The organism is Pseudomonas sp. GW821-FHT02H09, from assembly GCF_059421425.1.
In genome coordinates this window covers 166178-186699 of record NZ_JBWKVA010000013.1, presented here as the reverse complement: position 1 = coordinate 186699, position 20522 = coordinate 166178, and the positions used below count along the sequence as shown (strand labels likewise).

The 20522-nt window shown below is 55.4% G+C and carries 18 protein-coding genes and 2 pseudogenes; 10 read left to right on the top strand and 10 right to left on the bottom strand.

Going from position 1 to position 20522, the window contains the following annotated elements; genetic code table 11:
• The 8 genes and pseudogenes from AC07VR_RS18860 to AC07VR_RS18825 all read left to right on the top strand — a co-directional run.
• Nucleotides 1-633: pseudogene (locus tag AC07VR_RS18860) on the top strand (glycine dehydrogenase (aminomethyl-transferring)); the annotation flags it as partial.
• A gap of 44 nt (nucleotides 634-677) precedes the next feature.
• On the top strand, nucleotides 678-1934 hold the full coding sequence (gene glyA / locus AC07VR_RS18855; RefSeq protein WP_495012166.1) for a serine hydroxymethyltransferase: 1257 nt from the start codon (nucleotides 678-680) through the stop codon (nucleotides 1932-1934).
• Nucleotides 1935-2013: 79 nt separating this feature from the next.
• Nucleotides 2014-3135: a glycine cleavage system aminomethyltransferase GcvT gene (gcvT, locus tag AC07VR_RS18850; RefSeq protein WP_495012165.1), complete on the top strand. Its 1122-nt coding sequence runs from the start codon at nucleotides 2014-2016 to the stop codon at nucleotides 3133-3135.
• A 46-nt stretch (nucleotides 3136-3181) separates the two neighbouring features.
• Nucleotides 3182-4159 carry a lipoyl synthase gene (lipA, locus tag AC07VR_RS18845; protein ID WP_495012164.1) on the top strand — a complete coding sequence of 326 codons (978 nt, stop codon included), beginning with the start codon at nucleotides 3182-3184 and terminating at the stop codon, nucleotides 4157-4159.
• Between the two features lie 625 nt (nucleotides 4160-4784).
• On the top strand, nucleotides 4785-6215 hold the full coding sequence (locus AC07VR_RS18840) for an APC family permease (protein WP_494993175.1): 1431 nt from the start codon (nucleotides 4785-4787) through the stop codon (nucleotides 6213-6215).
• A 97-nt stretch (nucleotides 6216-6312) separates the two neighbouring features.
• Nucleotides 6313-7047, top strand: coding sequence for an SDR family NAD(P)-dependent oxidoreductase (locus tag AC07VR_RS18835; protein WP_495012163.1), 735 nt, complete (start codon nucleotides 6313-6315; stop codon nucleotides 7045-7047).
• 89 nt (nucleotides 7048-7136) lie between these two features.
• Complete coding sequence (locus AC07VR_RS18830) at nucleotides 7137-8045, top strand: NAD-dependent epimerase/dehydratase family protein (protein WP_495012162.1); 909 nt, start codon at nucleotides 7137-7139, stop codon at nucleotides 8043-8045.
• 61 nt (nucleotides 8046-8106) lie between these two features.
• Nucleotides 8107-9000: a polysaccharide deacetylase family protein gene (locus AC07VR_RS18825; protein ID WP_494993178.1), complete on the top strand. Its 894-nt coding sequence runs from the start codon at nucleotides 8107-8109 to the stop codon at nucleotides 8998-9000.
• 110 nt (nucleotides 9001-9110) lie between these two features.
• Here the strand turns inward: AC07VR_RS18825 and AC07VR_RS18820 are convergent, their stop codons facing one another.
• The 6 genes from AC07VR_RS18820 to AC07VR_RS18795 form a co-directional block, all read right to left on the bottom strand.
• The gene (locus AC07VR_RS18820) at nucleotides 9111-10214 is read right to left on the bottom strand and encodes a sugar phosphate isomerase/epimerase family protein (protein ID WP_495012161.1); all 1104 of its coding nucleotides are present in this window, start codon (nucleotides 10212-10214) and stop codon (nucleotides 9111-9113) included.
• Complete coding sequence (locus AC07VR_RS18815; protein WP_495012160.1) at nucleotides 10205-10912, bottom strand: HAD family hydrolase; 708 nt, start codon at nucleotides 10910-10912, stop codon at nucleotides 10205-10207. Before AC07VR_RS18815 ends, AC07VR_RS18820 begins: the two co-directional genes overlap by 10 nt.
• Nucleotides 10909-11937, bottom strand: a complete 1029-nt coding sequence (locus AC07VR_RS18810) for an ABC transporter ATP-binding protein (protein ID WP_494993181.1) — start codon at nucleotides 11935-11937, stop codon at nucleotides 10909-10911. Before AC07VR_RS18810 ends, AC07VR_RS18815 begins: the two co-directional genes overlap by 4 nt.
• A gap of 9 nt (nucleotides 11938-11946) precedes the next feature.
• Nucleotides 11947-12717 carry an ABC transporter permease gene (locus AC07VR_RS18805; protein ID WP_494993182.1) on the bottom strand — a complete coding sequence of 257 codons (771 nt, stop codon included), beginning with the start codon at nucleotides 12715-12717 and terminating at the stop codon, nucleotides 11947-11949.
• Complete coding sequence (locus AC07VR_RS18800; protein WP_494993364.1) at nucleotides 12707-13567, bottom strand: ABC transporter permease; 861 nt, start codon at nucleotides 13565-13567, stop codon at nucleotides 12707-12709. Before AC07VR_RS18800 ends, AC07VR_RS18805 begins: the two co-directional genes overlap by 11 nt.
• A gap of 202 nt (nucleotides 13568-13769) precedes the next feature.
• The gene (locus AC07VR_RS18795; protein ID WP_495012159.1) at nucleotides 13770-14825 is read right to left on the bottom strand and encodes an ABC transporter substrate-binding protein; all 1056 of its coding nucleotides are present in this window, start codon (nucleotides 14823-14825) and stop codon (nucleotides 13770-13772) included.
• 395 nt (nucleotides 14826-15220) lie between these two features.
• On the opposite strand from AC07VR_RS18795, the gene AC07VR_RS18790 reads away from it, so the two are divergent.
• Nucleotides 15221-15958: a UTRA domain-containing protein gene (locus tag AC07VR_RS18790; RefSeq protein WP_495012158.1), complete on the top strand. Its 738-nt coding sequence runs from the start codon at nucleotides 15221-15223 to the stop codon at nucleotides 15956-15958.
• 717 nt (nucleotides 15959-16675) lie between these two features.
• Here AC07VR_RS18790 and AC07VR_RS18785 read toward each other — a convergent pair.
• The 4 genes and pseudogenes from AC07VR_RS18785 to AC07VR_RS18770 all read right to left on the bottom strand — a co-directional run bounded on the left by AC07VR_RS18785 (nucleotide 16676) and on the right by AC07VR_RS18770 (nucleotide 19485).
• Entirely contained in the window at nucleotides 16676-16813 is a 138-nt protein-coding gene (locus tag AC07VR_RS18785; protein ID WP_495012157.1) for a hypothetical protein, read from the bottom strand.
• 250 nt (nucleotides 16814-17063) lie between these two features.
• A pseudogene (locus AC07VR_RS18780) lies at nucleotides 17064-17477 on the bottom strand (alcohol dehydrogenase catalytic domain-containing protein); the annotation flags it as partial.
• A gap of 139 nt (nucleotides 17478-17616) precedes the next feature.
• Nucleotides 17617-18585, bottom strand: a complete 969-nt coding sequence (locus tag AC07VR_RS18775) for an ABC transporter substrate-binding protein (RefSeq protein ID WP_495012156.1) — start codon at nucleotides 18583-18585, stop codon at nucleotides 17617-17619.
• Nucleotides 18586-18672: 87 nt separating this feature from the next.
• Entirely contained in the window at nucleotides 18673-19485 is an 813-nt protein-coding gene (locus AC07VR_RS18770) for a phytanoyl-CoA dioxygenase family protein (protein ID WP_495012155.1), read from the bottom strand.
• A gap of 109 nt (nucleotides 19486-19594) precedes the next feature.
• Here AC07VR_RS18770 and AC07VR_RS18765 point away from each other — a divergent pair, with 109 nt between their 5' ends.
• Complete coding sequence (locus tag AC07VR_RS18765) at nucleotides 19595-20509, top strand: LysR substrate-binding domain-containing protein (protein ID WP_494993187.1); 915 nt, start codon at nucleotides 19595-19597, stop codon at nucleotides 20507-20509.
• Nucleotides 20510-20522 lie beyond the last annotated feature (13 nt).

Below are 20522 nucleotides of genomic sequence, written 5' to 3'. Positions count from 1 at the left end.
GTCTGCGCGGCACCGTTCGGCAGCGCGAGCATTCTGCCAATCACCTGGATGTACATTCGGATGATGGGTGGCGCGGGCCTCAAGCGTGCCTCGCAGCTGGCGATCCTCAACGCCAACTACATTTCCCGGCGCCTCGAAGAGCACTACCCGGTGCTGTACACCGGCAGCAATGGTCTGGTGGCCCACGAATGCATCCTCGACCTGCGTCCGTTGAAAGACAGCAGCGGCATCAGCGTCGATGACGTCGCCAAGCGCCTGATCGACTTCGGCTTCCACGCCCCGACCATGTCCTTCCCGGTGGCCGGCACGCTGATGATCGAGCCGACCGAAAGCGAATCCAAGGAAGAACTGGACCGCTTCTGCGACGCCATGATCCGCATCCGCGAAGAAATCCGCGCGGTGGAAAACGGCACCCTGGACCAGGACGACAACCCGCTGAAAAACGCCCCGCATACCGCGGCGGAAATCGTCGGTGAGTGGACGCATCCGTACAGCCGTGAACAGGCGGTGTACCCGGTTGCATCGTTGATCGAAGGCAAGTACTGGCCACCGGTCGGTCGGGTCGACAACGTGTTCGGCGATCGCAACCTGATCTGCGCCTGCCCGTCGATTGCCGATTATCAAGACGCCTGACCGTCAGCCCCCAACACTCATCAAGAACAACAGAGGATTTCACTATGTTCAGCAAGCACGACCAGATCAAAGGCTACGACGACGAACTGCTGGCAGCGATGAATGCCGAAGATGCACGGCAAGAGCACCACATCGAGTTGATCGCCTCGGAAAACTACACCAGCCAACGGGTGATGGAGGCGCAAGGCAGCGGCCTGACCAACAAGTACGCCGAAGGCTATCCAGGCAAGCGCTATTACGGCGGCTGCGAACACGTCGACGTGGTCGAGCAACTGGCCATTGATCGAGCCAAACAGTTGTTCGCCGCCGATTACGCCAACGTCCAGCCGCACTCCGGTAGCCAGGCCAACGCAGCGGTCTATCTGGCCCTGCTGCAGGCCGGTGACACCGTGCTGGGCATGAGCCTGGCCCACGGCGGCCACCTGACCCACGGCGCCAAAGTCAGCTTTTCCGGAAAACTGTATAACGCGGTGCAGTACGGCATCGACACCACGACCGGGCTGATCGATTACGACGAAGTCGAGCGCCTGGCCGTCGAGCACAAACCGAAGATGATCATTGCCGGCTTCTCCGCCTACTCGAAAACCCTGGATTTCCCACGTTTCCGTCAGATCGCGGACAAAGTCGGCGCTTATCTGTTCGTCGACATGGCTCACGTCGCCGGTCTGGTCGCTGCCGGTCTGTACCCGAACCCGCTGCCGTACGCTGACGTGGTCACCACCACCACTCACAAAACCCTGCGCGGTCCACGTGGCGGACTGATCCTGGCCAAGGCCAATCCGGAACTGGAGAAAAAGCTCAACGCCGCGGTGTTCCCCGGAGGGCAAGGCGGCCCGCTGATGCATGTGATCGCCGCCAAGGCCGTGTGCTTTAAAGAAGCGCTGGAACCAGGCTTCAAGGCCTATCAGGCACAAGTGATCCGCAACGCCCAGGCGATGGCTGAAGTCTTTATCCAGCGTGGCTACGATGTAGTGTCCGGCGGCACCGACAACCACTTGTTCCTGGTCAGCCTGATTCGTCAGGGCCTGACCGGCAAAGACGCCGACGCCGCCCTCGGTCGTGCCGGTATCACCGTCAACAAGAATGCCGTACCGAACGACCCACAATCGCCGTTCGTGACATCAGGCCTGCGCATTGGCACGCCAGCGATCACCAGCCGTGGTTTCAAGGAAGCTCAGAGCATTGAGCTGGCTGGCTGGATTTGCGACATCCTCGATCATCTCGGCGATGCCGATGTCGAGGCCCATATCGCCAGACAGGCCGCCGCCATGTGCAGTGATTTCCCTGTTTACCGCGACTGATTCGCCTCGCGCTACAAGGTGATCAGGAGCGAGCTTGCTCGCTCTTGCGGATCGTACTTTTCAGTTTGGAGTTTGTTGCATGACCACCGAAACCCTGGCGAAAACATCCTTGCACGCACTGCACCTTGAACTTGGCGCCCGCATGGTGCCGTTCGCAGGCTACCAAATGCCGGTGCAGTACCCCTTAGGCGTTATGAAAGAACATCAGCACACCCGCGAACAGGCTGGCCTGTTCGATGTTTCACACATGGGCCAGATCCGACTTCACGGTGCCGGTGCGGCCAAGGCCCTGGAGGCGCTGGTGCCAGTGGATATCATCGATCTACCAGTAGGCATGCAACGGTATGCGCTGTTCACCAATGAAGATGGTGGCATCCTCGATGACCTGATGGTGGCCAATGCCGGGGATCATTTGTTTCTGGTGGTCAACGCCGCCTGCAAGGACCAGGATCTGGCTCATTTGACCCAGCACCTGGGAGGGCACTGCGAGGTTGAATCGCTATTCGACAGCCGCGCCTTGCTCGCTCTCCAGGGGCCGCGTGCGGCCGAGGTCTTGGGTCGTCTGGCACCCGAGGTGAAGGCCATGACGTTCATGCAGTTCGCTCGCGTGCGCTTGCTCGGGGTCGATTGTTATGTCAGCCGTTCCGGCTACACCGGCGAGGATGGTTACGAAATTTCTGTTCCTGTGGAGCAGGCGATGGTCCTGGCCCGCTCGCTGTTGGCCGAGCCAGAGGTCAAGGCCATCGGCCTGGGAGCCCGCGACTCGTTGCGCCTGGAAGCCGGTCTTTGCCTGTACGGGCACGATATGGAACAGCGTACTACGCCGATTGAAGCCAGCCTGGCCTGGGCCATTTCCAAGTCTCGCCGGGCAGACGGTGTACGTGCCGGTGGCTTCCCGGGCGCCGAGCAAATCCTGGCTCAGCAGCGTGATGGAGTCGTCAGCAAGCGCGTCGGCCTGCTACCCAAGGAGCGTACGCCGGTGCGCGAAGGCACGCAGATCGTCAATGCGAATCAGCAAGTGATCGGTCGGGTCACCAGCGGCGGCTTCGGTCCCAGTCTGGGCGGGCCTCTCGCCATGGGGTATGTGGAGAATGCATACAGCCAGCAGGAGACTGAGGTGTACGCCCTGGTGCGAGGCAAGGTCGTGCCTATGCAAGTGGTCAGAACACCATTCATTGAGCAGCGTTACTACCGTGGTTGAACAGGTGCGCGCTCCATAGCAGAGCGCGACCTTTTGGAGCAGGGATATGACACAAATCCAGATAAGCGACAGGCGCCCCCAACCACTACAGCCCGGCGTAAAACTGCGCGGTGCCGATAAAGTGGCACGCATTCCGGTAAAAATTCTCCCCACTGAAGAGGTCCCGCGCAAACCCGATTGGATACGCGTACCGCTATCGACGTCACCCGAAGTGGCGCGGATCAAGGCGTTGCTGCGCAAGCACAAGCTGCACAGTGTCTGCGAGGAAGCTTCCTGTCCAAACCTGGGTGAGTGTTTTTCCGGCGGCACCGCGACCTTCATGATCATGGGCGATATCTGCACCCGTCGTTGCCCTTTTTGCGACGTCGGTCACGGTCGACCCAAGCCATTGGACGCAGAGGAGCCCGGCAATCTGGCGACCGCCATTGCCGATCTGCGTCTGAACTATGTGGTGATCACTTCGGTAGACCGCGATGACCTGCGCGACGGCGGTGCCCAGCACTTTGCTGACTGTCTACGTGAGATTCGCAAGTTGTCGCCGGACGTCATGCTGGAAACGCTGGTCCCGGATTATCGCGGGCGCATGGATGTGGCTCTGGCGATCACCGGGCAGGAGCCACCCGACGTGTTCAACCATAACCTGGAAACGGTGCCGCGCCTGTACAAGGCTGCGCGCCCGGGCTCGGATTTCCAGTGGTCGCTGGCGTTGCTGCAGAACTTCAAAGAGCGCGTACCCAAAGTGCCGACCAAGTCCGGCCTGATGCTCGGGTTGGGCGAAACGGACGACGAGGTGATTGAGGTGATGCAGCGTATGCGTGAACATCAGGTCGACATGCTGACACTTGGTCAGTACCTGCAACCCTCTCGCAGCCACTTGCCGGTGCAGCGCTTCGTGCATCCGGACACCTTCGCCTGGTTCGCCGAAATGGGGTTGGGAATGGGATTCAGGAATGTCGCCTCCGGGCCATTAGTGAGATCGTCCTACCATGCCGATCAGCAAGTACACGACAGCCGCAGTCGCTAACCTTGAGTGGGCTCGAATCTGAATGTCTTCAGCGGGCGCTGGCCAGTCATTGGGTTGTCGATTTGCTCATTTGCTTACTTCGGCAACTCAGATACAAGCATCTGTGATTGTGGATGTTAGGTATTTTTGGCCCGTTATTATAATGGTCCACTCCCGCTCAGCGTCTTGATGATGCCGGCACAATCGGGTGGTTGCCATGGAGCAGGCAAAAACAAGAATAATATAGCCAGTATAGAAAGGCAGGCCATGAATAACTCTGTGAACGCGACCCCGGCTGGCCCAGGTGTCCAGCTCCCCCGACCCATAATCAATTATTGTCAACTTACTTGCTCAGTCCAAAATTCAACTGTTTGCAGACATGGCGCACGTTGCGCGCATTGATGTGGGCAACTGAAAGTAAACCTGAATAAAATTGATTCCTGACGGAAGGTTTTTTTCGGGACAACGAGATAAACGAACACAGAAAACAACACAAACCAAGTCGGGGGTAAACCGCCATAATTAGACCTGTTCGGACTTTCAATATCTGCATTCTGCTTAGCTGGATAATAAAAGCGACGCCCAAGTAACTAACCACTATTTGGCGTTATAACACCTTCTATAGCTATTAATCAGAGCCTGAAAAATGAACCTCTATGAAATAATCGGGTATGACCGTAACGGCACTGTCCGTGAGCTGGATACGGCGCTTAACAAAGCAACGCTCAATACCAGGGATGTCACTTTTTCGGCGCTTGGCTTCAATGCGCCAGGCTGGATCGCTGCCTCCTCGATGTCGATACTTTACTCAATATCAGGCCACCATGCGCCGCTGGCCATTTTGATTGCGTACTTCTTTCCGATGTTGGTGATGGCGTTCTGCATGATCTCGCTCACTCGACAGGCGCCGTCAGCAGGTGGAATTTTCACATTCACTACGAGATTTCTGCATCCCAGTATAGGGACGGTACTCGGCTGGGCGTATGCGGTTGCATGCACTGCGGTGATGGCCATGTGCGCAATCATCGGTACTGAATACATACAGGCGCTGATCCCGGCAGTGGCTGGACTGCTGAGCGCTAAAGTGATCGGGACGAGCCTGATCCTGATCTTCCTGGTCATTTCCTGCAACGGAGTCAATGCCACAGCCAAAGTCGCCAGCGTCTTTCTGATTTTCGAAATCAGCGTTGTCGCTGGACTCGGGTTGCTGGGGCTGATCAATCCTCAGGTCAAAGACTTGTCGATCACCTCCATGTATTCATTGCAGGGCGCTGGTGGTTGGTCCGCGATTGGACCGGGTGTGCTGTTCGGCGTCTGGATGCTCGCCAACTTCGACTCAGCGATCAACTATATAGAAGAGTCGCGAATTCCGGTTCGGACGGTTCAACGCTCCATGCTGCTCGTGCTGACTTCAGCCTTTCTCATTTACAGCCTCGCGGCTATCGGCTGGCAGTTCGCGGTGCCGGTAGAGAAATTGGCGGCAATCATCGAAGACGGTAATGGTGGACCTATCGCTGCTGTCGCTAACGTCTACTTGCCACCCGCCATGGCCTGGATCGCATTGTTCGTGGTGATCACATCGGCCTGCGCCGGACTGCAAATTTCCTCTAGCGCGGCGGCTCGTACGCTCTACCGGATGAGTGAAGAAGGGCATCTGCCAGTAGCGTTGCGCTCAGTCAACAAAACGAAGTCCCCCTGGCTGGCCAGTGTCCTCGTTTCGGCCGTTGCCATCGCGCTGCTCTGGTGGAAACCGCTGGATAAGATCTCGTGGTACTACGACGTAGTGACCATCACGCTGGTCATGTCCTACATGGCCGCTATCGCAGCGTTCATTGCGATGAGCTGGCGCCGTCACAGTTTCTGGATGTGGTCGGCACTGTCGATCCCGGCGTCTCTGGCAATCCTTGTGCTGGGATACATCGGCTATACCGCTGGGGCAAATCCGGTTTCTCCGGAAGACATGTACACCGCTTGGTACTTGGGAGTGCTGACAATAGTGTCCGGGGTAATGATCCTGGTATGGCGCTCGTATACCTCCAAGCGAACTGTGCTTTCTAAAGTATCCGTTCAATCATGATGCCGAGGGTAAGGCAGAACTTCACGATGAAGGCCTGCTTTAGCCGAATCTATTGCCGAGCCTGAATATCACTCTAATTAAAACTATAGGTGAACGTATGAAGCGCGTTGTCGTTATCACTGGGGCTGGAAAGGGTATTGGGCTGGCGACCGCCAAGCGCTTTGCTGCCAATGGCGATCATTTGGTACTGAACTACTTCGACTGCAGCGATGAACTGGAAGCGGTGATAGGTCTCGCCGAAGAAAACGGTGGCGATGGCATCACAGTTCAAGCGGATGTCAGTGATCCTGAAGCGGCAGCCGGAATCATCCGGGAGGCAGAGCGTCGCTATGGGCGGGTCGACATCCTTGTCAATAATGCCGGACGGCTGGTTTCTGCCACCGTTGCACAGACGACCTGGGCTCAGTGGGAGCAGATGATCAGCACCAATCTCGGGGGGACGTGGGCCTGTATGCAGGCCGTATTGCCGGGCATGCTGGCTCGCGGTCAAGGGCGGATCATCAATATCAGCTCCGAGTTGGGGCTGATTGGATTTGCGACCTACGCGGCGTACTGCGCCTCCAAGGGTGGGGTGATCGCGCTGACAAAAGCGGTTGCAAAGGAGGTTGCCTCGTCAGGTGTCCTGGTGAACACGGTGGCACCGGGCCCGATCGAGACGGACATGCTGATCAAGGACACCATCGAATACAACGATGAGACGCGCGAGACGATTCCATTGAAGCGCTTCGGCAAGCCGGATGAGATTGCGTCCATGGTCGAAGCCCTGGCCGGCCCCGCGGGAGATTACATGGTTGGCCAGGTAATCAGCCCTAATGGCGGAACCGCAATCTGATTGGCTGGTTGAACTTGAATTTCAGTGAGCCCGGATTTCTCCATATTAAATAAGTGGCTCGAGCGTAATTATAATAAGAGGAATACAAAATGAGCGCTGTAATGATTACCGGTGGTCTGGGTTATGTGGGTCGATACCTAACCAAGAAGCTCAGTGAGCAAGGTGTTCACGTGGTGAGTTACAATCGTGACTACTCAGAGGCCAAGTCCGAATTCATGACTGCCGTACAGGGTGAGTTGTTCGATATTCCGAAAATTGTCAGGACCCTCCAGGAGTTTGGGGTTGATCGCGTCATTCATACAGCGGCCATGTCGCACCCTGACTTGTCCATAGAGCTCCCGATTACCACGGTGGCGGCCAATATCGATGGCACCATTCATTTACTTGAAGCCATGCGCATGGCAGGCGTTAAAAAGCTCGTCAATTTCTCTTCCGAGGCGGTCTATGGGCATGTCGAGGGCGTGGTTAATGAACAAGCGCCGGTCAACCCAACCACGCCTTACGGTGTAACCAAGCTGGCCACTGAACACTTTGGTCGGGTCTATAACGAACTCTATGGCATGGAAGTCATCTCGCTGAGAATTGCGGAAGTCTATGGCCCTGAAAATAAAATGCCACAAATTCTCAGGGATATACTTAAAGCCGTTCATCGTGGTGAAAAGTTCACACTGCCTTCCGGTGGCGACCATCGATTCCATTATATTCATGTGCAAGACGTTGTCCGTGCGGTGCTGATAGCGACGGAAGCTAAAGACATCAAAGGCAGTGTGTTTAATATTGCGGGCGATCGTCCCTGGAGGCTGCATGAGGCCGTCGATATCATCAGGAAGCTGATGCCTGCTGCCCAGATCGAAATCGGTGGTGGTTACTGGCATCTGGATCGACAGGGAGAGTGGGATCTTAGTGCTGCGGAGCGGGAATTGGGGTATCGAGCGCAGTGGAGCCTTGAACAAGGCATAGCACATTATTCTGACTGGCTAATTGATCACGAATATTGATATCAGTTCTCGGCAGCTGTTACAGACGTATTTTTGGTAATTATTGCAGTCAGGAGCAAGCATGATTAACAACCCTATTATTTGGCCAAATGGCGCACGCTGTGCCGTAGCCTTTACCTTTGATATGGATGCAGACAGCATTCTGCATGTGGCACACCCCAAAGACTCAGCGACACGGGTTGCCAGTATTTCAATGCTGCAATACGGTCCTGATGTGGCGGTGCCAAGGATTCTGGAGACGTATCGACGTTTCCAGATCAAACAGACATTTTTTATCCCGGCCTGGTGCATCGAGCACTATCCCAAAGCCATTGAGGCGATTGTCGAAGGTGGTCACGAGATTGCCCATCATGGCTACATACATGAGCATCCAAACGAGCTGAGTCGAGACGAGGAAGCTTACTGGCTCGATCGCGGCTGCGACACTATCAAGCGCTTTACCGGCCAGGCACCGCGCGGATGGCGGGCACCGCTCTACAACATGTCAGAGCACTCTGCTGACTTGTTGATCGAGCGCGGCTTCAGTTATGACGCATCATTGATGGGAGATGATATTCCTTATTTATTACGGACCTCTGCTGGCGAACTGGTGGAGCTGCCTTCAAGCTGGGCCCTGGATGACTGGCCTCAGTATATGCACAGTATCGACCTTGATTTTCAGATGCCGATTCAATCGCCTCAAAGAGCAGTTGAGGTGTTCAAGGCCGAGTTTGATGCCGCGTGGGAATACGGAGGTCTGTTCATACCGGTTTGGCACCCGTTCCTTTCTGGTCGTCTGGCGCGGTGGCATGAGGTCACCAAACTGATCGACTATATGATGTCTAAAGGCGATGTCTGGTTCGCTCGTATGGACGAGATCGCGGCGCATGTTCAGAACAGCGTGGCGAGTGGCGCCTACACGCCACGGATTGATAACCTGCCTTACTATCAAGGGCCAGTGAAAGCCAATAAATAGTCTGCTCTGGTGGAAGGCTGATTGAGAGCGGCCATCTGTGGATGGCCGCTTTTTTACTGCTTGTAGTCATCAAACGGTATTGAGTATGGACCGCGACCCAAGTATGAGTTTTACGATTTTGAAGGAATGATGGATGAACTCTTTCCTCCTGGCAGGGACCCCTCCCGCTGAAGCGCAAGTTCTGCCAGCAATCTGAACTCTTGCAGCAGACCGCGGACATAAGCAATCTGGTTGATTGCCCAACGCTCCTCCTCGGCCATCATCTGCTCCAGCGTAAAACCTTCGGGCAATGAGGTTTGACTCATCTCTCGGTAAGGAATAATGGGGTCTTCGCCCTCGTCCACTTGACGGAATGCGGGGGCGATATAGTGGTTTTCCTGCTCCAGGATAAAAGCGATGACCTGGGATCCATTCTCTCCGAGCATCAACAGCTCGAACAACATACGGGCATTGGGCAGGTCATCCTCGGCACTGCCCTGTAGTACGCCATAGTGACCGACTCCATTTTCCTCGGGAACGACACGCACACCTTTCATGTGCACTTGCCGGATATGCGAAGCCAGGGTTTTCAGCGCCGCTAACGGTTGTTCGGCGGCATTGATCATATTGCCGAAATCGAACAGCGCGTGCAGCCGTGGATGATTGATGCGCTCAAGCAGTGTGACAATCTCGCTACTTTTCAGCTCTTCATGCTGTTCAAAGTCAATGTAGAGGTCATACCGTTCGGCTTGTCTGGCGAGGTAGTGCAAGTCCGATTCGATGGTGTTTAAAACCTCGGAAAGCCGTCCTCCATAGCGCGAATAGACGCGGATGTTCTGCACCCCCATAACATGCGCCACCTCAACCACCCGATCCACGTCCGCCTTTTGGGTACTACTGATTTCCAGGTGGATGTCCAACCCCAGCGCCTCGGCCCTTTGGCTGACAATGCGCAGTTGATCGTCGCTCATCCGCTGAAGACTGCGCTCTTCGCCATCCAGTAGATGAATGCTGACGCCGTCGAGTGCATGACGATAGGCGAAATCCAGCAGGTCAATCGGCCGGTATGTTCCATAGGTCAGCTTCATCAGCTGGGGGTAAGCATGGGCGAACAAGCGCATGCCATCGAGTCGTTCAAGCAGCTTGGCCGCCAGCGCCGGGGTTAGCTGAGGTACCGGCAGGCCCGCTGCTTTGTGGCGCAATAATGCATCGAAACGCAACTGGATCAACGGCATGCTACCCCTTGGGTCTGACCCGTAACGCTGGGCTCATGTGGCGCCAACTGCCAGTCATACTGTCGCCATTGATGCTGGTCGGATACCTGTTTGAGCGCTGGCGCGGGGTTGACGACGCACGCGTGCTGGACCGCGTGCAATAGCGGCAAATCATTCACCGAGTCACTGTAGCCATAGCTGCCCTGCAAACTGTTGCCATGGTTCTGCAGCCACGCCTGCAAGCGCTCTACCTTGCCTTCCCGAAAACTGAGCACCCCTTTAGTCGCACCGGTAAAGTTGCCAGCTACCTGTTCAAGCTCGATGGCGATCACCTCGCTCACGTCCAGCATGGCCGCGATACGGCGGACGATAAAGTCAGCCGTAGCCGAGATGATTAATAGCGTGTTTCCCTGTTGGCGATGCCACTCAATTTGCCGACGCGCGGCTGGAAATATGCGCGTGGAAATCATGCTGGAGACAAAGTCATCAGCCCATCGTTCCACTTCGCTGACGGCCACTCCGGACAACGGTTGGAGCGTAAAGTCCATGTACTGAGCCATGGATAGTTCGCCCAGATGATAGGCTTGCATCATCGCCTGCTCGGTGACCAGCATGTCGGCTGCTGCCACACCGCGCTGCACCAGATAGCGCAGCCAGAGACTGGAACTATCGCAATCGATAATGGTGTCGTCCATGTCAAAAATAGCCAAAATCGTCATGCGACCTCCTGCAGTTCTTCACGATTGAACAGCAGGTCGAGCCGCGCGCCTGCCGGCAGCAAGGATTGCGAACTGCGATTGAGCATATCGACCATCAACGAGCAGCCTTGCGCATCGACGTGGTAACGAATGACATTACCAAGCAGTTGATGGTGACGTACCGTGGCGCGGCACGGCGCGCCCAGATGTGGGCCATAGCTGCGGCCGGCTTGCGCCACATGGATCGCTTCCGGCCGGATTGCCAGTTGCCCTTGTATGTGCAGGCCAAGCAGTTGTTCCGCCTGGCTGGCATCCAGCAGGTTGTAGCTGCCCATGAAGCGCGCTACAAAACCATTGGCTGGACGGGTGTAGATGGTCTCCGCGCTCCCTTCCTGCACGATGCGACCGCCATCCATGACAATGATGCGGTCGGACAGCATCAGCGCTTCTTCCTGATCGTGGGTCACGAAAATGGTCGTCAGTTTCAGCTGCGACTGGATCCGTCTGATCTCTTCCTGCAAGTTCTTGCGGATGCGCGCATCCAGTGCCGACAGTGGTTCATCCAGCAACAGGATGCGCGGCCGCACCACCAATGCCCGTGCCAGGGCGACACGCTGACGCTGGCCGCCGGAGAGCTGACTCACGAATTTATTCTCGTGCCCCTGCAATTCAACCAGACGTACCGCGTCGGTCACTCGTTGGAAGGTTTCATCGACACAGACGCCCTGCATTTTCAGGCCGAAGGCAATATTGCCCATCACCGTCAGATTCGGAAACAACGCATAACTCTGGAATACCATGCCTATGCCGCGTTTTTGCGGAGCAACATGGGTAATGTTATTTCCCGCCACATGAATCTGGCCGCTATCGACTTCAGTTAAACCGGCGACGCAGCGCAATAAGGTCGACTTGCCGCAGCCACTGGGGCCGAGCAGGGTCACCAGTTCGCCTTCCTTGATATTGAAATTGATGTCGTCAAACACGCGGGTCTTGCCCGAGCCTTTGCCGAAGTATTTCGACAAGTTGGATACTTCAAGATAATTCATCGCACAGTCCTATCGACTCAAGCGGGTGGCAATCCAGGTCACGCCCAGCGTAAATATGAAATAGCTCATCACCACGGCACTCATAAAATGGCCGCTGGTGGAGCGCACGGAATAGAGATAGACGTTCAAGGTTTCGTAACGGCTGCCAACCAGTATGTTGGCAAATACAAACTCGCCCAGCAGGAAGGAGAACGAGAGAAACAACGATGCCATCAGGCCCTTGCGGATATTGGGCAAGATCACCCGCAAAAAAGCCGCGGAAGTGCTTGCCCCTAGCAGATGCGCCGCATCCATCAGGTCACGCACGTTCAGCCCTTGCAGACCGTTGGCGAGTGCCCGGTACATGAACGGCAGGACAATCGTGAAATAGCACCCTATCAGTACCCACGGCGTACCGATCAGCGGTAACGGGCCGTCGGCATAAATCTGCAACAAGCCCACTGACGAGACCACAGGCGGCACCGCGAACTGGATCAAAATCAGGATGTTCATCCAACGATCCAAGTGCGGAAAATAATAGAACACAACAAATGCGGCAGGCACGATGACCACTGTGCTGAAAACCAATGTGCCCAGTGCAATCAACAGGGAGTGGCTAAATGCGGTCAAGAAGCGCGGCTCTTGCCACAACTTTAGATACCAGTCGAACGTCAGCCCCTCGGGTAATATCGTTGCACTCCAGTGCTGGGAAAATGAATAAATCAGGGTCGCCAGAACAGGGATACTGAGTAGAGCCATCAAGCCAAACAGCACCAACTGGTGATAACGGTTAGTGTGCATGGTAGCTTCTCTTCATTAAGAACTGGTTGACCATCGCCACGAACACCAGCATCGCCACCAGAAGCACGGACAGTGCTGCCGCCAGATTCGGTTCCAGAGAAATGTCCCCAGCTACCAGGCTGGAAATGCGGATGGTGACCAGGTTGTAGTTAGAGGTCATCAGTGCGTATGCACTGGCATACGCTCCCATGGCATTAGCCAACAACAAAATGAAAGTGCCGAATATCGCTGGCAGCAGCACCGGTAACGCAACCAGGCGCCAGTAACTGGCACGGCTGGCACCCAGCAAGGAGGCGGCCTCTTGCCAATCGTCTTGCAGCGCATCAAAGGCTGGGTAGAGCAACAGTACCGCTAGTGGTATCTGGAAATAGCTGTAAATCAGCGTCAGCCCAGTCTGCGTGTATAGATTAAAGTCAGCCAGCCAACCCCATCGCCGCAAGAGCAATGTCACGGCGCCATTGGTTCCCATCACGATAATGAAGGCGAATGCCAATGACACGCCACTCAGATTGCTGGCCATATTGGTGAATGCCACCGTCATGTCGCGGACAACGCAATCCACCCGTTTCAACGAAGCGGCGGCCACCAGCGCGATGGCTAATCCAATCAGGCTGGAGCAGACGCAAACCCAAAGGCTGTTGCCAAAGGCCTGCCGGTAAAACGGCGAATGCAGGATCTCGCTGAAATTGGCCAGCGACCATGCGCCATCAACCTGCACGCTGTTGATCAGCAGCCATGCTGTCGGTGCCAGTGAAAACAGCACCAATACACATAACAAGGGCAGCAGAACCAACGCCGCCCGCCAGTGGCGAAAGCGCGGGTAATGCGGGGTGTCGATAGTCGCTGGCATTGCCAGCGGATTCGATGCAGATGTCATACAGCTAGCAATTCCGTATTACATGGTTTTTGATAAGTGAGCGCGAGATACGGCCGCAGCAAAACCTTAGTGCGACCATTGCCCTGCTCTCTGTTCTAATGCTCACCTCTAAAAACCATAGCGAACGACCCAAGTCGCGCAGCAGGTTTTTAGAAGCGAACTAACGCGGGTGGAATTACTTGTTATAAATCATGACTTGTTCTTGCCACTGTCGTGGTATGGCCTTGGTGGTCGTCTCCCAAGCTGCAAAATCCTGGATCGGTTTGGCGTTACGATATTGCTCAGCCGACAGCATCTTGTCTGTTACGTCCTGCGGCAGGACGACATTGCTGCGAATCGGGCGCGCATAACCACGCGCCAGGTTAATCTGGCCGGCATCGCTGAAGATGTATTCACGCGCCAGTTTGGCGGCGTTCGGATGCTGTGCGTATTTGTTGATGAGGGTTGAATAGCCAGCACTCACGCTACCGTCCACGGGAATGGATACCGTGAACTGCGATGGATCGATCTTGTCGCGGTAGCTTAATGATGTGAAGTCCCATAACAGCGCAACTTCCACCTCACCTTTTTCCATGTTGGCGATATTCGCATCGGTCATGGAAAGCCGCCCTTGTTTAGCCAGCTCGGCAAATAACTTATACGCAGGTTGCAGATTCTTTTCGTTGCCGCCATTGGCAATCGCCGCTGCCAGCAGAGCGCTATTGGCCTGCGCCGAGACGCCCACTTCACCTACGGTGACCTTATAGTTGCCTTTGAGCAAATCGCCCCAGGTCTTGGGCGGATCCTTGACCAGCTTGTTGTTGCTGATGAAGGAAATGGTCCCGCTGTAGGCCACCATCCAATGACCGTCTGCGTCCTTGGCCCAAGCCGGAATATCGTCCCAGGTGGTCGGCTTGTAGGCCTGGGTAACGCCCTTTCTGACTGCAATCGGGCCGAAAGATTGGCCAACGTCGCCGATATCGCCTGACGCGTTTGATTTTTCAGCTTCGAATTTTGCGACTTCCTGTCCCGAACTCATGTCGGTGTCCTGATGTACCAGGCCGTATTTTTGCGTGATCTGGGCCCACGTATCTTTCCAGTTCGCCCAGTTATCCGGCATGCCCAAGCTATTGACCGCGCCTTCTTTTTTGGCGGCGGCGACTAAAACATCCAGGTCCGGCTGCGCGTACGCACTAGAAACTGCAATCGACAAGGCACTTGCAAGCAAACTCGTAATCAGCATTTTTTTCATGGGGTAGCCGTGTGGTATAGACCAGATTGAGGCGGAAACTGGATGCTACCCATAAAAAATGACCGAAATGTGACAGTTGGGACGCGTTAAGCACCTGATCGAGATGGAACAGGTGCTGCCCTGGAGCGACCTGCTGGCGTTGATCGAGGCGCACTGAGGGCTGTCGTTGCAGCACATTCACGTGCCCGGCTCGACCAGGAACAAGGAAGGTAAACGCGATCCCAAGATGCACCAGAGCGCAAACGCGGACGAAGGTCGAGCCCCGCTTCGGGTGATCAAACGTCAGAGGGGTAGTGGGCGAGGTGTGCCCGAAGAGAGTCAGTTGAATGTCATAAAGGTAATGAAATCATGAACTGGGATAATATCAGCGCTCTAAAATCATCCAGACCAACACCGTGACAGAAAAAATCACTACCCAAGCTGCCACCATCTATCACGCATTGGCAACGCAAATCATCAATGGCACGCTGGCGTCCGGTAGCAAGCTCCCTTCCGAGCGAGAGCTGAGCGACCTGTTTTCCACAACCCGCATCACGCTCAGAGAAGCCCTGCAAAGAATGGAGGCGGAAGGATCGATCTATCGGGAAAGCAGGCGCGGCTGGTTTGTTACCCCACCTCGACTGGTGTACAACCCCTTCACAAATTCGCTGTTCCACCAGATGGTCGAAAGTCAGGGGCGCAAGGCGCTCACACAAGTCATTTCGACCAGTACGGAATTGGCGAGCCCGGAGTTATGCCTGAAGTTGGCGCTGCCACCGTCAAGCATGCTGCACTGCATACGTCGCCTACGTTATGTCGATGGGCGCGTCGTCATGTTTGTAGAACATTATCTGAAACCAGAATTTGTCCCGGATATATTGAAGCTTGATCTGACTCAGTCGCTGACATCCATTTACCGAAAGCATTATGACATCCAATGCGGCCGCGCCACTTTTGATATCTACCCCACTGCGGCGCAGGCTAGCGTGGCGAATTATCTCAATCTGCCAGAGGGCAGCCCGCTGTTAATGATCATTCGCATCAACTATGACCAACATGGACAGATTCTTGATTGCGATCGCGAGTTTTGGCGTCATGACGCAGTCCGAATTTCTATGGATAGCCAAACACTGCATTCTGACAAGATAGCTTAATCATCCTCATGGTTGAGCGGATGATACACGGCCTCTGCTGACTTCTCGCTCCGGCTAGCGCCGTCGCCCTTTCAGGCACAAGGCGAGATCTCCCCAGGTAAGAACGCAATCCTTCACCACACAACCACCGGATTTACGCCGCCTGACCCTTGACCACAAGAGCTTCGCGATTTTGTGCCCGCTCGCCCTGGTCGGCTTCGCCTTGTATCCGGTTCTTGTACATCGGCTCATGGCTTCGATTCACGCTTCCTCCCCACACTCGGTCGCCCTCATGCAGTTGCGCTTCACTTCGTTCGCTGTGGTCAGCTTACGGCGGGACTTTCACCCACAAGATTGCGCCCATGCTGGGCGCACACAAAAACGCCACTCTATTGAGTGGCGTTTTTGTAAATCCTGGAGTGGGAAACGAGACTCGCACCTGGCGTCCGCCCCATTGAAATCTAACGGGTTTCTTTTATTCCTGAAGTAGGAAAAGACTCAATTCTGGACTTGTTTTTTGGGTGTATCAAGAACAAAAAAGGAGTGATCCCAAGCCACGCTATTGGATTCTACCCATAGCCAACCGGACGCATGATTATCAAGCTGGCGGTGTCAATTGCACAGAATCAACGGGAGATGAGTCCTCACCAAAAATACATTTCACGTCCACCGCAAGGGTCTTACGTCATTTAAAACACGATAACGACACGGGCTCCTGGGCAAATATCCAAACAAAACTCAATAGAAACCCAAGGCGTCGGCAAAGCATTCGGTCCGGCTGACAAGCAAACTTCCGGTAATGAGTAGCGCCACATTGTCGCCTGCGGACCTCCCTGCTACCGGAGCGCCCTTGGTCAGGCCCTCGAAACGCCCCATGGCAGGTCTCGCTGGCATTTTCCTCGCGGCCATGATGGTGGGGTTGAACAGCCGCGTCGGCGCATTAGCGCTGGCAGATGTGCGCGGTGCACTCGGTTTTGGCCTCGACGACGCCTCCTGGCTGACCACCGTGTACAGCGCCGGGGAATTGATTGCCATGCCATTTTCGGCGTGGTTTGCCATTACGCTCTCGGTCCGTCGCTTCGAACTGTGGATGCTCGGTACTTGCACGCTGCTGGCGGTGATCCTGCCCTTCATCGTGGAATATGGGTTGGCCCTTGTAGGAAAAGCGGCTGGTACCGTCAGGCATCAGCCCTTTGCCCTGAGTCGCACGAATTTTCTGGCAGAGATTGGTCTTCCCGGACATGCAGGATTTGCACTTGCCGCATTCCGGGGTGTAGAGCGGGATCACGTGATCGCCCACCGCTACGGAGGTAACACCCTCGCCAATGGCCTCGACGACACCGCCGCCCTCGTGACCGAGGATAGCCGGAAAGATACCTTCCGGATCGGCGCCGGACAGGGTAAAGGCGTCGGTATGGCAGACACCGGTTGCGATAATGCGGACCAGCACCTCACCGGCTTGCGGAGGCGCCACATTGACTTCAACGATTTGCAGAGGCTGGTTGGCCGCGAAGGCTACGGCGGCTCGCGATTTGATTATTATCTTTATTCCTGGGTGCCAAGGGGCACTTCGCAATTGGGCGAAGAAAGAACATGAATGGGGTTGTGCTGACGGGGATCACGCAAAGTGATGCTGCAACGATGGTAAGAGACAGGGCATCCATGCCCCCTATAGCGAGCTAGAGCGTTGCGTCGATTTTTTTCGCAGCAGCTTCACTTACCCAGGTGTGCCAGATTTCCGGGTGCTCTTTGAAGAAAATTTTGGCCAGCTTGGGAGAATCAATGTGCTCCTTGGTCATCCGAGCCAAGTTCTGATTTAACAGGTCGATCGGCAGATTGACCTTCTCCAGCACCATAACCAGTTCTGGCGCCTGCTGATGGAAGACGCTGGACAGACCCACTTTGATGCTGATCTTTTTGTCGATGCCTGGCTTCTCTTCCAGCTTGACCAGATCAACTTGCCCCATCAACGGCGTCGGCGACCAGTAGTAGAACAGAATAGGCTCGCCACGCTTGTAGCTCGACAGGACTGCGGCATCCAGAGCCGGGCCGGTACCTGGGCGGAAGTTGGTGTAGCTCGCTTCGAGGCCGTAACTTTTAAGCATTTCGCTGTTTTCCAGTTCGCAGGTCCAGCCGGCCGGGCAGTTGTAAAAACGGCCCTTGTTCGGCTCTTCCTGATCCTTGAAGAGTCCAGCGTATTGGGTCAAATCGGCGATTTTTTTCAGGTCGGGTGCCTTGGGCTTGAGGTTGCGTTTAACATCACCCTCGACCACATAACGCGGCACATACCAGCCTTCGGCTGCACCGATAATCGGTGCGCCGACACCCACTACCTTTCCGGTATTGGCTGCCTTGTTCCAGACCTCACTTCGACCGACCCACTCTTCAGCTAACACTTGAATGTCGTTGCTGCTCAAGGCGTTCTCCATGGTGATGGAATTGCCCGGCAACGTATCGATATCACAGCCGTAGCCATCCTTGAGCACTATCTGCAACACGTCGGTGAGCAACATGCCGCTTTCCCAATTGAGCCCGGCGAATTTCACCGGTTTACCCGACTCGCACCAACTGGCGGCCTGGCTCGCAGTACTACCAGCCAACAGACCAACGGAAAGCAAAGGGACTACCAGACTTTTTTTGATTTTCACAATCGCACGCTCCAACACAGTGAACAGGGTTATGGCAGTGCAAGTGTTCGCCACGTCAGTGGCGAACATCTGTCATCAACGTGAAACTCAAGCTCCTTGATGTATCGTCGGGAACCAATCTTCGCGCAGTCTCTGACCGGTCTGCATCGCATGCCCTGGATACGGTGGAGAGGTCCGTCCTGGACGCTCGATGTAACGTATATCGTCGCCCAGCCAGCGAAGCGACAACACACGTCGACGCTGCGCTGACGCATTGCCTCTGGCGCCATGTACCGTCCGAAAATCGAACAGCACCGCATCGCCAGGTTGCATCTCCCACTCCAGTACGTGCATGCCCTCTTCCGTGTCGGGATTGGGCGCGTCCCGGAATCCGTCTGCGTCCCTGTAAAAATCGCTTTGATCGGCCCAGTGGACGGGTTTTATCCCTTTCTCCCACCGATGTGAGCCTGCAAGAAGTCGCAGAGTCGACTCTCGTACCGGGTCCACGGGTATCCAGAAACTGACGTTCTGGTTGCCTTCGACGAAGTAGTAGGGGATGTCTTGATGCCAGGGCGTGGCTTTCTGCGCACCCGGCTCCTTAACCAACACATGATCATGGAAGAACTGCGCCGAACTCGAACGCATGACCGCCGCAGCGACGGAGGCGGCAGGTGACTGCTCCACCATTGCGCGAAACTCTGGAATCCGCTGCCAGTTGCAATAGTCATCGAAAAAACCGCCCGGTTTGTCATCCTTCTCGACGTATCTGCTGGCGTAAACGCCCGGCTCGGCGAGGTTGCGTTCAATACCGGTGACGATGGTCTCGATCCAGTCACTGAAAATGCCGCGCAGGCAGACCGCTCCATCGCGCTGAAAGGCCTCGATGTCCTTTTCATTAATGGTGTATGAGCTGTGTGTCATGACCTGAAACTCCCAGAAGCAAAAAATAAAGGTGGGCGCAGGACAAATATTTCATGACACTCAACAATGATAAAATAATATGTATTGATTTATCACCTAAGAAAATCTTATGAAGTTCAGCCTGCGACAACTCCGTTACGCACTCGCTGCAGCCAAACACAGCAACCTCACGCTGGCTGCCGAAGAGTTGCACGTTTCCCAGCCATCGATCTCCACCGCCATTACCGAATTGGAACTGCTTTTCGGCCAGCCACTCTTTGTTCGCCAACGCGGGCTCGGCGTGACTCTGACCCCCTTCGGCCGCACGGTGATGGCTCAGGCAAAACGCGTCTTGGCCGAGGCTCGGACCTTTTCGGATATCGGGAGCAATAGCAGCGAGTTTGCCGGGGAACTGGTACTGGGGTGCTACGAGGACCTGGCTCCATATTGCCTGCCGCAGATTCTGAGACGCCTCCAACAAGACTATCCTCAGGTCACTGTCGATATGCGCGAAGGCGGGTTCGAATATCTGGGCAAGCGTCTCGCTGAGGGCACTTTGGAGCTGGCGTTGACGTACGATCTGGGGTTGCCGGCAAATATGGAATGCATAGAGCTATGCCAGCTGACCGCCCATGCCCTACTGTCTGCTGATCACCCGCTGGCAAACGAGCCCCGTGTCAGTCTGGCAGCGCTAAGCGAATGTAATCTGGTGGTGACTGATCAAATCCACAGCTGGCAGCACGTGCTGGACCTGTTCAACTTCTATGGACTCGCGCCCGACAGCGTCCAGCGCACACACAGCTTCGAGTTTCAACGCAGCCTTGTTGCAAACGGATTCGGTGTGGCGCTGACCTATACCAGACCCTTCGGCGACCATAGCTACGATGGTCAGCCTCTGGTCTGTCGTCCCATACGGGAAGAGCTGCCCGCTCAGCGCATCGTCTTAGCCTATGATCAGCGCTACCCTTTAACGCCACCTGCTGAAGCGTTCAAAATGCAAGCCGTGACCTGGTTCAAGGAACGACTGCCGTTTGCGTCAAATTGAATATTCCGCAGGG

Excerpts from the sequence above, each read along its gene's own strand:
- glyA (WP_495012166.1), top strand. The coding sequence starts at position 678 with ATGTTCAGCAAGCACGACCAGATCAAAGGCTACGACGACGAACTGCTG.
- gcvT (WP_495012165.1), top strand. The coding sequence starts at position 2,014 with ATGACCACCGAAACCCTGGCGAAAACATCCTTGCACGCACTGCACCTT.
- lipA (WP_495012164.1), top strand. The coding sequence starts at position 3,182 with ATGACACAAATCCAGATAAGCGACAGGCGCCCCCAACCACTACAGCCC.
- AC07VR_RS18840 (WP_494993175.1), top strand. The coding sequence starts at position 4,785 with ATGAACCTCTATGAAATAATCGGGTATGACCGTAACGGCACTGTCCGT.
- AC07VR_RS18835 (WP_495012163.1), top strand. The coding sequence starts at position 6,313 with ATGAAGCGCGTTGTCGTTATCACTGGGGCTGGAAAGGGTATTGGGCTG.
- AC07VR_RS18830 (WP_495012162.1), top strand. The coding sequence starts at position 7,137 with ATGAGCGCTGTAATGATTACCGGTGGTCTGGGTTATGTGGGTCGATAC.
- AC07VR_RS18825 (WP_494993178.1), top strand. The coding sequence starts at position 8,107 with ATGATTAACAACCCTATTATTTGGCCAAATGGCGCACGCTGTGCCGTA.
- AC07VR_RS18820 (WP_495012161.1), bottom strand. The coding sequence starts at position 10,214 with ATGCCGTTGATCCAGTTGCGTTTCGATGCATTATTGCGCCACAAAGCA.
- AC07VR_RS18815 (WP_495012160.1), bottom strand. The coding sequence starts at position 10,912 with ATGACGATTTTGGCTATTTTTGACATGGACGACACCATTATCGATTGC.
- AC07VR_RS18810 (WP_494993181.1), bottom strand. The coding sequence starts at position 11,937 with ATGAATTATCTTGAAGTATCCAACTTGTCGAAATACTTCGGCAAAGGC.
- AC07VR_RS18805 (WP_494993182.1), bottom strand. The coding sequence starts at position 12,717 with ATGCACACTAACCGTTATCACCAGTTGGTGCTGTTTGGCTTGATGGCT.
- AC07VR_RS18800 (WP_494993364.1), bottom strand. The coding sequence starts at position 13,567 with ATGCCAGCGACTATCGACACCCCGCATTACCCGCGCTTTCGCCACTGG.
- AC07VR_RS18795 (WP_495012159.1), bottom strand. The coding sequence starts at position 14,825 with ATGAAAAAAATGCTGATTACGAGTTTGCTTGCAAGTGCCTTGTCGATT.
- AC07VR_RS18785 (WP_495012157.1), bottom strand. The coding sequence starts at position 16,813 with ATGGGGCGTTTCGAGGGCCTGACCAAGGGCGCTCCGGTAGCAGGGAGG.
- AC07VR_RS18770 (WP_495012155.1), bottom strand. The coding sequence starts at position 19,485 with ATGACACACAGCTCATACACCATTAATGAAAAGGACATCGAGGCCTTT.
- AC07VR_RS18765 (WP_494993187.1), top strand. The coding sequence starts at position 19,595 with ATGAAGTTCAGCCTGCGACAACTCCGTTACGCACTCGCTGCAGCCAAA.